At 70.0% G+C, this 13,322-nt stretch carries 10 protein-coding genes, 2 tRNA genes and 1 pseudogene; 11 read left to right on the plus strand and 2 right to left on the minus strand.

Annotated elements, in window-relative coordinates; all coding sequences use genetic code 11:
* Positions 1–2,097: DEAD/DEAH box helicase (locus tag AC5LSR_RS06580; protein ID WP_493468252.1), on the minus strand; the 2,097-nt coding region annotated here is incomplete at its 3' end.
* Positions 2,098–2,225: 128 nt separating this feature from the next.
* Positions 2,226–2,296 (minus strand) — tRNA-Gly (locus AC5LSR_RS06585).
* A gap of 46 nt (positions 2,297–2,342) precedes the next feature.
* Between AC5LSR_RS06585 and AC5LSR_RS06590 the strand changes: the two genes are divergently transcribed.
* The 11 genes and pseudogenes from AC5LSR_RS06590 to AC5LSR_RS06640 form a co-directional block, all read left to right on the plus strand.
* Positions 2,343–2,415, plus strand: a tRNA-Pro gene (locus AC5LSR_RS06590).
* A gap of 56 nt (positions 2,416–2,471) precedes the next feature.
* Positions 2,472–3,944: a trigger factor gene (gene tig / locus AC5LSR_RS06595; RefSeq protein ID WP_250285664.1), complete on the plus strand. Its 1,473-nt coding sequence runs from the start codon at positions 2,472–2,474 to the stop codon at positions 3,942–3,944.
* 291 nt (positions 3,945–4,235) lie between these two features.
* Positions 4,236–4,871 (plus strand): ATP-dependent Clp protease proteolytic subunit, encoded by a 636-nt coding sequence (locus AC5LSR_RS06600; protein ID WP_250285663.1) that lies wholly within the window; start codon positions 4,236–4,238, stop codon positions 4,869–4,871.
* Between the two features lie 161 nt (positions 4,872–5,032).
* The gene (locus AC5LSR_RS06605) at positions 5,033–5,704 is read left to right on the plus strand and encodes an ATP-dependent Clp protease proteolytic subunit (RefSeq protein ID WP_250285662.1); all 672 of its coding nucleotides are present in this window, start codon (positions 5,033–5,035) and stop codon (positions 5,702–5,704) included.
* Between the two features lie 549 nt (positions 5,705–6,253).
* Positions 6,254–7,546, plus strand: a complete 1,293-nt coding sequence (gene clpX, locus AC5LSR_RS06610) for an ATP-dependent Clp protease ATP-binding subunit ClpX (protein WP_250285661.1) — start codon at positions 6,254–6,256, stop codon at positions 7,544–7,546.
* Position 7,547: 1 nt separating this feature from the next.
* Positions 7,548–8,903: a bifunctional folylpolyglutamate synthase/dihydrofolate synthase gene (locus AC5LSR_RS06615; RefSeq protein WP_250285660.1), complete on the plus strand. Its 1,356-nt coding sequence runs from the start codon at positions 7,548–7,550 to the stop codon at positions 8,901–8,903.
* Between the two features lie 292 nt (positions 8,904–9,195).
* Positions 9,196–9,609: a nucleoside-diphosphate kinase gene (gene ndk / locus AC5LSR_RS06620; RefSeq protein ID WP_250285667.1), complete on the plus strand. Its 414-nt coding sequence runs from the start codon at positions 9,196–9,198 to the stop codon at positions 9,607–9,609.
* A gap of 528 nt (positions 9,610–10,137) precedes the next feature.
* On the plus strand, positions 10,138–11,169 hold the full coding sequence (locus tag AC5LSR_RS06625; RefSeq protein ID WP_013872948.1) for a rod shape-determining protein: 1,032 nt from the start codon (positions 10,138–10,140) through the stop codon (positions 11,167–11,169).
* Between the two features lie 44 nt (positions 11,170–11,213).
* Entirely contained in the window at positions 11,214–12,248 is a 1,035-nt protein-coding gene (mreC, locus tag AC5LSR_RS06630; protein WP_493464493.1) for a rod shape-determining protein MreC, read from the plus strand.
* Positions 12,249–12,257: 9 nt separating this feature from the next.
* On the plus strand, positions 12,258–12,788 hold the full coding sequence (mreD, locus tag AC5LSR_RS06635) for a rod shape-determining protein MreD (RefSeq protein WP_250287527.1): 531 nt from the start codon (positions 12,258–12,260) through the stop codon (positions 12,786–12,788).
* Between the two features lie 41 nt (positions 12,789–12,829).
* Positions 12,830–13,322 (plus strand): annotated as a pseudogene (locus AC5LSR_RS06640) (penicillin-binding protein 2); the annotation flags it as partial.

Genomic DNA, 13,322 nt, shown 5'->3' on the forward strand with positions numbered 1-13,322 from the left:
GTCCGGGGTGGGGCTGCGCAGCCGCTCCCACTCGTCCAGCAGGCTTGAGTCGATCTGGCGGACCAGTTCCCCCAGCCATTCGATGAGGTCGGTCAGCTCCTCGGTCCGGGCCTCCTCGGGGACGGTCTGCCGCAGGGCCCGGTAGGCGTCGGACAGGTAGCGCAGCAGCAGCCCCTCACAGCGGGCCAGGCCGTAGAAGCCGACGTACTCGGCGAAGGTCATGGCCCGTTCGTACATGTCCCGCACCACCGACTTGGGCGCGAGCTCGTGGTCGGCGACCCACGGGTGGCCGCGCCGGTACGTCTCGAGCGCGGCGCCGAGCAGGTCGTCGAGGGGCTTGGGGTAGGTGACGGCGTCCAGCAGCTCGAGGCGCTGCTCGTACTCGACGCCGTCCGCCTTCATCTGGGCGACGGCCTCGCCGCGGGCCCTGAACTGCTGGGCGGAGAGGACCTGGCGGGGGTTGTCCAGGGTGGCCTCGAGGACCGACACCACGTCCAGCGCGTAGCCGGGCGCGTCGCGGTCGAGCAGTTCCAGGGCGGCCAGGGCGAAGGGGGACAGCGGCTGGTTGAGGGCGAAGTCGAGCTGCAGGTCGACGGTGAGCCGGACGGTGCGCCCGGTCTCGTCCGGCACGGCGAGCTTCTCCACCACACCGGCGGCGAGCAGCGCCCGGTAGATGGCGATGGCCCGGCGGATGTGCCGGCGCTGGGCGGGCCGGGGCTCGTGGTTGTCGGTGAGCAGCCGGCGCATGCTGGCGAAGGCGTCGCCCGGCCGGTTGATCACGTTGAGGAGCATGGCGTGGCTGACGGCGAAGCTCGACGTCAGAGGCTCGGGCTCGGCGGCCACCAGCCGTTCGAAGGTCGCCGGGCCCCAGGAGACGAACCCCTCCGGGGGCTTCCTGCGGACGACCCGCCGCCGCTTGCGCGGGTCGTCCCCTGCCTTGGCCAGAGCGCGTTCGTTCTCCACGACGTGTTCGGGCGCCTGCACGACGACCGTGCCGACGGTGTCGTAACCGGCGCGGCCGGCCCGCCCGGCGATCTGGTGGAACTCCCGGGCGCGCAGGTGGCGGGTCCGCGTCCCGTCGTACTTGGACAGCGCGGTGAACACGACCGTGCGGATCGGCACGTTGATCCCCACACCCAGGGTGTCGGTGCCGCAGATGATCTTAAGAAGCCCTTCCTGGGCGAGCTGCTCCACCAGCCGGCGGTACTTCGGCAGCATGCCGGCGTGGTGCACGCCGATGCCGTGGCGGACCAGGCGGGACAGCGTCCGGCCGAACCCGGCGGCGAACCGGAAGTCGCCGATCGACCTGGCGATGGCGTCCTTCTCCGCGCGGCTGCACACGTTGATGCTCATCAGCGACTGGGCGCGTTCCAGCGCCGATGCCTGGGTGAAGTGGACGACGTAGACCGGCGCCTGGTGGGTGCTCAGCAGCTCCTCGAGCGTCTCGTGCAGCGCCGTGGTCACGTAGTGGTGGAACAGTGGCACCGGACGCTGCGCGGAGCGGACGACGGCGGTGGGCCGCCCGGTCCGGCGGGTCAGGTCCTCCTCGAACCGGCGGACGTCCCCGAGGGTCGCCGACATGAGGATGAACTGCGTGTCCGCGAGCTCGAGCAGCGGCACCTGCCACGCCCAGCCGCGGTCGGGGTCGGCGTAGAAGTGGAACTCGTCCATCACGACCTGCCCCACGCCGGCGGCGGCCGCGTCCCGCAGGGCGATGTTGGCCAGGATCTCGGCGGTGCAGCAGATGACGGGGGCGGTCTCGTTGACGCCGGCGTCCCCGGTCATCATCCCCACGTTGCCCGGCCCGAACGTGGCGCACAGGGCGAAGAACTTCTCCGACACCAGCGCCTTGATGGGCGCGGTGTAGAAGCTGCGCCGGCCGTGGGCCATCGCGGCGAAGTGCGCGCCGGCGGCCACCAGGCTCTTGCCGGACCCGGTCGGGGTGGCCACGATGACGTTGGACCCGGTCACCACCTCGATGAGGGCCTCGGCCTGGGCGGGGTACAGGGTCAGCCCCTGCTCCCGCGTCCACTCGGTGAACGCGTCGAAGATGCTGTCGGGGTCGGGATGCGGGGGCAGGCGGTCGGCGAGCGTCATGGTGCATCCGATCGTGCCCGACGAACCGGGCCGGACACCGCGCGGGCCGACGACACGACAAGGATCGCCGTACCACAAAGATCGACGTCCTGGCCGGGGTGTGGCCCTGACCAGGGGCGGCGCGCACGAGCGGGTGACCGGGATCGAACCGGCATGGCCAGCTTGGAAGGCTGGGGCTCTGCCATTGAGCTACACCCGCGGGACGTTCCAGAGACTCTACCCCGTAGGATGGAGGAGCAACGCCACGGGGCGTAGCGTAGTGGCTAGCGCGCCTGCTTTGGGTGCAGGAGATCGGGAGTTCGAGTCTCCCCGCCCCGACCGGTAATCTCGGCGCGTCCATCCGATCCACCGCCGCATCAGGAGTTAGCCGCGCCGTGAAGGCCACCAAGGAAACCCTTAGTCCCACCCGGGTCAAGCTGACCGTCGAGGTGCCCTTCGACGAGCTCAAGCCCTCTGTCGACGCCGCCTACCGCAAACTCGCGCGGGACGTCCGGGTTTCCGGCTTCCGGCCGGGCAAGGTGCCGCCGCGCATCCTCGACCAGCGCCTCGGCCGGGGGACGATCCTGGAGGAGGCCATCCACAGCGCACTGCCCCGGTTCTACACCGACGCGGTGCGCCAGGAGGAGGTCGACGTCCTCTCGCAGCCCGAGGTCGACATCAGCTCGTTCGCCGACGGCGCCCCGCTGGTGTTCACCGCCGAGGTGGACGTCCGCCCGGAGATCGCCCTGCCGGAGTACGACACCGTTGAGATCACCGTCGACGCTGCCGAGGTCACCGAGGAGCAGGTCCAGGCCCACCTGACGACGCTGCGTGAGCGGTTCGCCGTCCTCAGGCCGGTGGAGCGGCCGGTCCAGGCCGGTGACTTCATCTCGCTCGACCTGACCGCGACCGTCGACGGGGAGACCGTCGAGGGTGCCGACGCCGCTGGCCTGTCATACGAGGTCGGCAGCGGCGATCTCGTCGAGGGCCTCGACGAGGCGGTCACCGGCGCCGCCGAGGGCGAGAGCCGCACGTTCCGGACCGAGCTGCTCGCCGGGGAGCATACCGGGAAGGCGGCCGAGGTCACGGCGACCGTCCGCGGCGTCAAGGAGCGTGAGCTGCCCGAGCTCGACGACGACTTCGCGACCACCGCCAGCGAGTTCGACTCGTTGGCGGAACTGCTCGAGGACGTCCGGACGAGCCTCGGCCAGGGGGTCCGGCTCGGCCAGCTCAACCAGGCCCGGGAGCGCGTCCTCGACGACCTGATCGAGCGGCTCGACGTGCCGGTGCCGGATTCGGTCCTCGACAGCGAGGTCGAGGCCCGCGAGCACCGCCTCTCGCACGAGCTTGAGCGGCTCGGCCTCGAGCGGGCCTCCTACCTGGAGTCACTCGGCCAGAGCGAGCAGGAGTACCTCGACGAGATCCGGCGGCTGGCCGGGCGGGCGTTGCGCTCCCAGTTCATCCTGGACGCGGTGATCAACGTCGAGCAGATCGGCGTCGAGCAGGGCGAGCTGATGGAGCAGATCATCGGGCGGGCGCAGCGCGCGGGCCTGAGCCCGGAGATCTTCGCCCAGCAGATCTCCCAGGGCGAGGGGCTTGCCGCGATCATGGCGGACACCGTGCGCAGCAAGGCCCTCACCTTCCTGCTGGAGCAGGTGAAGGTCGTCGACACCGAGGGCAACGCGGTGGAGCTGGACCTGCCCCGCCGGCCGGAGCCGGTGGCCGACGATGACGCCGATGCTGACAGCGCCTACTACGACGTGGACGGCGACGTGGACGGCGACGTTGGTGACGACGTTGACGGCGATGCCCACGATGACGACGAGGTGGCCGGTGGCACTCAGGCAGGCCCCGCATCCGGTGTCTGAGCGTCCTGGCAGCTGACCGTCGTCGGGTGGACGAGGATCGTCCCGGCGCCTCGTCCACCCGGCTGGCATTCCGCCGCACCGACTGGTACCCCGCTCTCCGGGGCCCCGGTTGGTCGTCCGTCCGAGGTCTGTATGATACCCCGATGTCCGAATTGATCAGATTTCGGACTGGCCGGCCCTCACGCCCAGCGCGAACATCGAGCGTGAACTCCCGGAACCGACGCGAGTCACAGATAGTGTCGAGCCGGTCAGATCAACCGCCGCCAGCGCGAGGAAGCCGAGGAGCTAACCGTGAGTGATATCGCAGCCCCGAGCCTGGCAGTCCCGCAGCTGCGCTCGCCGGGGCAGGGTGGGGCCAGTTTCGACGAGCAGGTCTTCAACCGTCTGCTGCGCGAACGGATCATTTTCCTGGGCTCGGTGGTCGAGGACCAGATCGCCAACACGATCTGCGCCCAGCTCCTGCTGCTCAACGCCGAGGATCCGAACCGGGACATCTTCCTGTACATCAACTCTCCCGGCGGCTCGGTCAGCGCCGGCATGGCGATCTACGACACCATGCAGTACGTCGAGAACGACGTCGCCACGGTGGCGCTCGGCCTTGCCGCGTCGATGGGCCAGTTCCTGCTGTGCGCGGGCACGGTGGGCAAGCGCTACTCGCTGCCGCACGCGAAGATCATGATGCACCAGCCCTCCGGCGGTATCGGCGGTACCGCGTCCGACATCGCGATCCAGGCCGAGCAGATGCTCTACACCAAGCGGATGATGCAGGAGCGGATCGCGTTCCACACCGGCCAGCCCATCGAGCAGATCGAGCGGGACTCCGACCGCGACCGGTGGTTCACGGCAGAGGAGGCCAAGGACTACGGCTTCGTCGACCACGTCGTCTCGCGGGCCCGCCAGGTCCCCAGCGAGGGCCCGGTCAGCTAGAGCCAGCCGAGCCGGGCCGGTTCAGGCGGGCGTCGACCGCCTGAACCGGCCGACACCTGCCCGGCCACCGCCGGGCCGGCTCGAAGAACCCGCGGGACGCTCGGCCCGCACCGTCGACATCTGCCACCGATCATCACAAGCCGTCGGGGAGGCACCCGGACATGAACCAGACGATCACCGGTCAGGGCGACATCAGCCGTCAACCCGTCAGCCGATACGTCCTGCCGCGCGTCATCGAGCGGACCAGCCGGGGCGAGATCGCTCTCGATCCCTACGAGAAGCTCCTGCGTGAGCGCATCATCTTCCTGGGTGTGCAGATCGACGACACGTCCGCCAACGACGTGATGGCGCAGCTGCTGTTCCTGGAGTCCGAGGATCCGGACCGCGACATCTCGATCTACATCAATTCGCCGGGCGGGTCCTTCACCGCGCTGACGGCGATCTACGACACCATGCAGTTCGTCCGGCCCGACATCCAGACGATCTGCATGGGGCAGGCGGCATCGGCCGCGTCGGTGCTGCTCGCCGCCGGCACCCCGGGCAAGCGTTTCGGGCTGGAGAACAGCCGTATCCTGCTGCACCAGCCGTCCGGGCAGGGCGAGGGCCAGTCCAGCGACCTGGAGATCCAGGCCCGGGAGATCCTGCGGATGCGCGCGCTGCTGGAGCGGATATACGCCCGGCACACCGGCCGCGGCGAGGAGGAGATCCGCCGGGACATCGAGCGGGACAAGATCCTCAGCGCGGCCGAGGCCAAGGAGTACGGGCTGATCGACGAGGTCATCTCGACGCGCAAGACCTCCCGGCTGGCGGCCACTCAGTCGGCCACCCGCTGACGGCTGCGGGCGCGGCGAAAACCATGACCGCCTTGCTTCCGCCCCCCGGAGGACCGGGGGAGCCCGGCACCGCGCGGGCTCCGGGCCGGCCCCGCCGGCCCGGAGCGCCGCGCCTTGCCGGCTGCCCGGGGGGGCGCGCAAGGCGTGCGGTCGTGTCGCTCCCGGCTGTCCGTGGGGGCCTCCGGGGCTGTTTCCCCGCGATGTCAGGGGTGTATCGGGCGGCGGGTGATCAGAGGGCCGGCCGGCCGGCGCGGTGGCGGCCGTGCGCACGGCCTGCCTGGGCGCAATCCGTACGGCGCGGGCGTCTGGGGATGTGGCCGCCGGACCGTAGGCTGATCCCCGCGAGCCGCGCGATAGAGCTCTCACCGGGCGTCTGTACGGGGTACGGTCCCCACACGAGGATGTGACGGCCATCAGCCCGATGTCGCCGGCCATGTGCAACAGTCGGTAACGCGGGCAGGATAGTAACAGACAGGCGACGACTGGGCGGCCAGACCGCCCCTGAGCTGCAGGCGACACCATCGTCTGGACGAAGGGACTGAGTCCTCGGTGGCACGCATAGGTGACGGCGGCGACCTGCTCAAGTGCTCGTTCTGCGGCAAGTCCCAGAAACAGGTGAAGAAGCTCATCGCCGGGCCGGGTGTCTACATCTGCGACGAGTGCATCGATCTCTGCAACGAGATCATTGAGGAGGAGCTGTCGGAATCCTCCGATCTCAAGTGGGACGAGCTGCCGAAGCCCCGCGAGATCTACGAGTTCCTGGACAGCTACGTCGTCGGCCAGGAGCAGGCCAAGAAGACCCTTTCGGTTGCCGTCTACAACCATTACAAGCGGGTCCAGGCCGGGGGTGCCGGCGGCGACGCCAAGGGTGACGTGGAGCTCGCCAAGAGCAACATCCTGCTGCTGGGGCCCACCGGGTGCGGCAAGACGCTGCTCGCGCAGACCCTCGCCCGGATGCTCAACGTCCCGTTCGCGATCGCGGACGCGACGGCGCTCACCGAGGCCGGCTATGTGGGCGAGGATGTCGAGAACATCCTGCTCAAACTCATCCAGGCCGCCGACTACGATGTCAAGAAGGCCGAGACCGGCATTATCTACATCGACGAGGTCGACAAGATCGCGCGTAAGTCGGAGAACCCGAGTATCACCCGGGACGTCTCCGGCGAGGGGGTTCAGCAGGCGCTGCTGAAAATACTGGAGGGGACGACCGCGAGCGTGCCGCCCCAGGGCGGTCGCAAGCACCCCCACCAGGAATTCATCCAGATAGACACCACAAACGTCCTGTTCATCGTCGGTGGAGCTTTTGCCGGGCTTGACCGTATCATCGACTCGCGCGTCGGCAAGAAATCCCTGGGATTCCGGGCGGTTCTGCACGGGAAGGACGATCCGGACGCCGCGAACGTCTTCTCCGACGTCATGCCGGAGGACCTGCTCAAGTACGGGATGATTCCCGAGTTCATCGGCCGTCTGCCAGTGATCACCAGTGTCTCGAACCTCGACCGGGAAGCGCTGATCCGCATTCTCACCGAGCCGAAGAACGCACTGGTCCGGCAGTACAAGAAACTGTTCGAGCTGGACGGGGTCGACCTCGACTTCACCGCGGACGCCCTCGACGCGATCGCGGACCAGGCGATCCTGCGCGGGACCGGCGCCCGCGGGCTGCGCGCGATCATGGAAGAGGTCCTGCTGTCGGTCATGTACGACATCCCCAGCCGCAAGGACGTCGCCCGGGCCGTGGTGACGCGCGAGGTCGTCCTGGAACACGTCAACCCGACGCTGGTGCCGCGCGACCGTGACGTCACCTCGTCCAAGCGGACCCCTCGCCAGGAGAAGTCGGCCTGAGGTGGGAGCGGACGACAACCGGACGGGCGGCGGCGGGGCGGACGACGGCGGCCTCGCCCGGGTCGAGAAGGCCCTGGCCGGACGTTTCCCGCACCGCATGCTCCCGGACCTCGACCGCATGCGCGACCTGGTCGATCTGCTGGGCCAGCCGCAGCGGGCCTACCCGTCGATCCACCTGACCGGGACCAACGGCAAGACCTCCACCGCCCGGATGACGGACTCGCTGCTGCGCGCGTTCGGGATCCGGCCCGGCCGGTACACCTCCCCGCATCTGGAGAGCGTCACCGAACGCATCAGCCTGGACGGCCGGGTCGCCGCGCCGGAGGTCTTCACCCGGGCCTACGACGACGTCATCGCCTACGCGGAGCTCGTCGACGGCCGGCATCCGGAGAAGGTCACCTTCTTCGAGCTGCTGACCGCGATGGCCTTCTCGGCGTTCGCGGACGCGCCGGTCGACGTCGCCGTCATCGAGGTCGGGATGGGCGGGACCTGGGACGCGACCAACGTCATCGACGCCGGGGTCGCGGTCGTGACCCCGGTCTCCATCGATCATCCGGAGCTCGGGGACACCCCGGAGGCGGTGGCCGCGGAGAAGGCCGGGATCATTCACCCGGGCGCGCTCGTCGTGCTCGCCCAGCAGCCGCTGCCGGCCGCCGAGGTGCTGCTGCGCCGGTGCGCCGAGGTGGGGGCGACGGTGGCGCGGGAGGGGCTGGAGTTCGGGGTCCTCGGCCGTACCATCGCCGTCGGCGGCCAAATGATCACTATTCGTGGTCTCGGTGGTGTCTACGAGGACCTCTTCCTGCCCCTGTACGGGCAGCACCAGGCCCACAACGCCGCGTGCGCGCTGGTGGCCGTCGAGAGCTTCCTCGGCGGCGGCCGGGAGCGGCTGGACATCGAGGCGGTGCGGGCCGGCTTCGCCCAGGCCGACTCCCCGGGGCGCCTGGAGGTGCTCCGCCGCTCACCCACGGTGCTGCTGGACGGCGCGCACAACCTCGCGGGCGCGCGGGCGCTCGTCCAGGCGCTGGACGAGGCGTTCGGCTTCGGCCGCCTCGTCGGCGTCGTGGGGATACTCGCCGACAAGGACGCCGCCGGCATCCTCGCCACCCTCGAGCCGGTGCTGCACGACATCGTCGTCACCCAGAGCGGGTCACCGCGGGCGATGCCCGTGGACGACCTGGCGGCGGCCGCGGTGGACGTCTTCGGCCCCGACCGGGTGGAGGTCGCCGCCCGTCTGGACGACGCCCTCGACGCCGGTGTCCGGCTGGCCGAGCGGGACGGTGACCTCGGCGGTGCCGGGGTCGTGGTGACCGGATCGTTGGTGACGGTGGGTGAGGCTCGCCACCTGTTGCGCCGCTGACGGGTAGGTTGGCCGGCAGGCGTTGACCAACGGACGCCGGCCGGCATCTGTTGGTCGATGGATGTCGGCCACGGCGGATGTTGGCCGACAGATGTGTGCCAGCGGATGCGGGCCGACAGATGCGGACCGACAGATGTTGGCTGACGGATGTCCGTTGGTAGATGTTGCCGGTGGGCCGGACGTGGCGTGGCGGTGGATAACGTGGCGTGGCGGTGGATAAGGTCCACAGCAGCCGCCGGAGGACCGCGGCTGTCCACGCGAGCAGCTATGAGCAGCTATGAGAAGGAGTTCCGTGTCCGTCGAACGCACCCTCGTTCTGGTCAAGCCCGATGGCGTCAGCCGTGGCCTCGTCGGCGAGGTCGTCGGCCGGCTGGAACGCAAGGGGCTGACCCTGGTCGCCCTTGAACTGCGCACCCTTCAGCGCTCGGTCGCCGAGACCCACTACGGCGAGCACGCCGCCAAGCCGTTCTTCGGCGAGCTGGTCGACTTCATCGTCTCCGGCCCGCTGGTCGCGCTGGTGGCCGAGGGCCCGCGGGCGGTCGAGGCGGTGCGCGGCCTGATCGGCGCCACCGACCCGGTCAAGGCCGCCCCGGGATCCCTGCGCGGCGACTACGCCCTGGAGATCGGGCAGAACCTCGTCCACGGCTCGGACTCGCCCGAGTCCGCCAAGCGCGAGATCGACCTGTTCTTCCCGGGGCTCAGCTGACAGCCGGCCCCGCCCGGCCCGGGGAGCCGTTCCGGCCCTGAGGACGCGGAACGGGTGTGGCTGCGTCGGTGTGGCGTGCCGGTGGCGTGCCGCCCGCCGGCACGCCACACCCGGCGGACGGGTCCTGTTCCGTGCAGGTCTGGTTCACGCGGGTTACATTCGTGAGGGTTACGTAATGTTGTTACTCCGGGTGCCTTCATCGGGTTGTCTCGGGTAGCATTCTTGCTACTCCGAGTGTTAGAACTGATCCTACGGGCCGGGGCTGACAGCCCCGGTGGCCCGGCGTGGTGCGTGAACCGTCGCGCGCCACGTGTCCCGCACACCCATGGCAGGCTCGAGGGGCCCGGTTCACGCTCTTTGGTGTCTGCAACAGCGTCTCTACTGGATTGCCGGACTACTGGACTAGTGGATGGGGCCCGTCGAACAAGCAGTGGACACGAGATCGTTACGGACACCGCCTGCCTTGTACACCCCGCACACCCTGCGTGCGCACCCAGACCCCACACCCGGGAAGGCCGGCATCCGACGATGTCCAGTTCGCTGTCGTTCCTAGGCCGTGACATGGCCGTGGACCTTGGCACCGCCAACACCCTCGTCTACGTCCGTGGCCGCGGAATCGTCCTGAACGAACCCAGCGTGGTCGCGATAAACACCACCACGACGGGCATCCTCGCCGTCGGCACCGAGGCGAAGCGGATGATCGGCCGCACGCCCGGCAACGTCGTCGCGATCCGTCCGCTCAAGGACGGCGTCATCGCGGATTTCGACACCACCGAGCGCATGCTGCGCTACTTCATCCAGAAGGTCCATCGGCGCCGGCACTTCGCCAAGCCGCGGCTGGTCGTCTGCGTCCCCTCCGGCATCACCGGGGTCGAGCAGCGGGCGGTGAAGGACGCCGGCTACCAGGCCGGCGCGCGCAAGGTCTACATCATCGAGGAGCCGATGGCCGCGGCCATCGGAGCCGGCCTGCCGGTGCACGAACCCACCGGCAACATGGTGGTCGACATCGGCGGCGGCACCACCGAGGTGGCGGTGATCTCCCTCGGCGGGATCGTGACCAGCCAGTCCATCCGGACCGCCGGGGACGAGCTGGACACGGCCATCATCTCCTACGTCAAGAAGGAGTACTCGCTCATGCTCGGTGAGCGGACCGCGGAGGAGATCAAGATGGCCATCGGCTCCGCGCACAAGATGTCGGACGAGCCGAGCGCCGAGATCCGCGGCCGGGACCTGGTCTCGGGCCTGCCCAAGACCATCGTCGTCACCGCCGAGGAGATCCGTAAGGCGATCGAGGAGCCGGTGAACGCGGTCATCGACGCGGTCAAGGTCACCCTCGACAAGTGCCCGCCGGAGCTCTCCGGCGACATCATGGACCGCGGGATCGTGCTGACCGGTGGCGGAGCGCTCCTGCGCGGCCTGGACGAACGCCTGCGCCACGAGACCGGCATGCCGATCCACATAGCCGACAACCCGCTGCACTCGGTCGCGATGGGCTCCGGCAAGTGTGTGGAGGAGTTCGAGGCGTTGCAGCAGGTACTCATCTCCGAGCCCCGTCGCTGACCGTCCGCGGGTACGGGGGTTCTCTTCAGGTACGGAGGCCGGTGGTGGGACGTGACACCCGGCGTTCCCGCGTGATCATAATCGTGTTGCTCGTCGTGGCCTTTACCCTGATCACCATCGACTACCGTTCGAGCGAGCGCTCGTCGGGCGTGCGCGGTGCCCTGCGCGAGGTGTTCGGCGGGGTCGAGGGGGCGGTCACCGCGGTGACCCGTCCGGTCGGGCGCACCCTGTCCGCGCTGGCCCATCCCAACCGGTACCAGAAGCGTGCGGACGCCCTAGCCGCGGAAAACGCCGAGCTGCGCCGGCGCCTCGCCGAGGACGACGAGGTGCGGCGGCAGGCCACCGAACTGTCCAGCCTGCGGCTGCTCGCCGACCACGGGCAGTACACGATCATCCCGGCCAGGGTCATAGCGATCGGTGACATCACCGGGACGGACTGGACGGTCACGATCAACGCTGGCAGCGCCGACGGCGTCACCCCGGACAAGCTGGTGATCGACAACGACGGGCTGGTCGGCACCGTCCTGACCGCCACCGCCCATGCCGCCGTGGTACGGCTGGTGTCCAGCCCGGCCAGCCACATCGGCGCCCGGCTGGAGAACACCAGGCTGCTCGGCGCGGTGGCCGGCGGGGGCACTCCCGGCAGCCTGGCCTTCACCCTCTACGACGCCACCCTCCAGGTGAAGACGGGTGATCGCCTTGTGACGTTCGGCAGCAACGACTATGCCGGTGGGGTGCCGATCGGTGTCGTCACCAAGGTCCTGGACTCCGGCGGGGGGCTCTCGCGCTCGGCCGAGGTCACCACCTTCGCGGCCCTGGGCTCGCTGGACCTCGTCGGCGTTGTCGTCGGCCGGCCCGCCGCCGATCCGGGCGACCGGCTGCTGCCGCCACGCCCGGTGCCACCGCCGGCCGCCGCGCCGCCGGCCGCCGCATCACCGGCCGCCGCATCACCGGCCGCCGCATCACCGGCCGCCGCGACGGGCCGGTCGCCGGCCACCGCGTCGCCGTCGCCAGGCACGCCCGCGCGGATCTCCCCGACAGCGACGCTCGCCCCCGCGGCGAGGACGTCCACCGGCTGAGGCGGGATCATGTGGGACACGGGTACGCGCGCGGCCGGGCCGCGGGGCAGGATCATCGTGGCCACCGTCGCCGTGATGGCCGTCCTGATCGTGGTGCAGGTGTCCGTCATCGCCGCGCTGCGCCTGCCGCTGGGCAGCCCCGACATCATCCTGATCGTGCTCTGCTTCGTGGCGCTGTGCCAGGGGCCCGTCACCGGCGCGGTCGTCGGCTTCAGTATCGGCCTGCTCGCGGACCTGCTCTCCACGCACGTCCTCGGCCAGACCGCGATGGTCTTCTCGCTGGTCGGGTACGGGGTGGGGCTCGTCGGGGAGGAGACCGACCGGTCGGCCTACCTGCCGCTGGCCGTCGCCGCCGGCGCGTCGGCCCTCGGGACGGCCGGGCACGCCGCGATGGCCGGCATCATCGGCCAGCCGAGCCTGACCGGTAGCCAGACGCTGCTGCGCGTGCTCGGCGCGGCGCTCTACGCGCTGGTCCTGACTCCGGTCATCTTCCCGCTGGTCACGGCCGGGCTGCGGCGCCTGCACAGGGAGCAGCCGTGATCAGGGGGCGGGCGAGGCGGCCGGGCCCCCTGGAGGAGTCCCTGGATGACCGCATCCGGGTACGGCTGGTCGTCCTGCGCGTCCTGGCGGTCTCCCTGCTGATCACACTTGGTGCCCGGCTGTGGACCCTGCAGATACTCAACGGTGATCACTACCGCCACCTCGCGGAGACGAACCGGGTCCGTGAGGTCGTCACCCCGGCGATCCGTGGCCTGATCGTGGACGACCAGGGGCAGCCCCTTGTCCGCAACCGGACCTCCCTGGTCATATCGGTGAACCGGTCGGTCACCGACCGGCAGGAGGACTCCGGACAGGCCGTGCTGGAGCGGCTGTCGGACGCGATCGGGATGCCCGTCGCCGACATCAGTGCGCGTATCCAGTTCTGCTCCGCCACGGTGAAGCCGCCGTGCTGGAACGGCTCGCCCTACCAGCCGGTCCCGGTGGCCAAGGACGTCTCCGCGCAGCAGGCGCTGGCGATCATCGAGCATCCCGACCGGTTCCCCGGGGTCTCGGCCGACCTGCAGGCCGTGCGCG

It is taken from the genome of Protofrankia sp. CiP1_Cm_nod4, assembly GCF_982290645.1.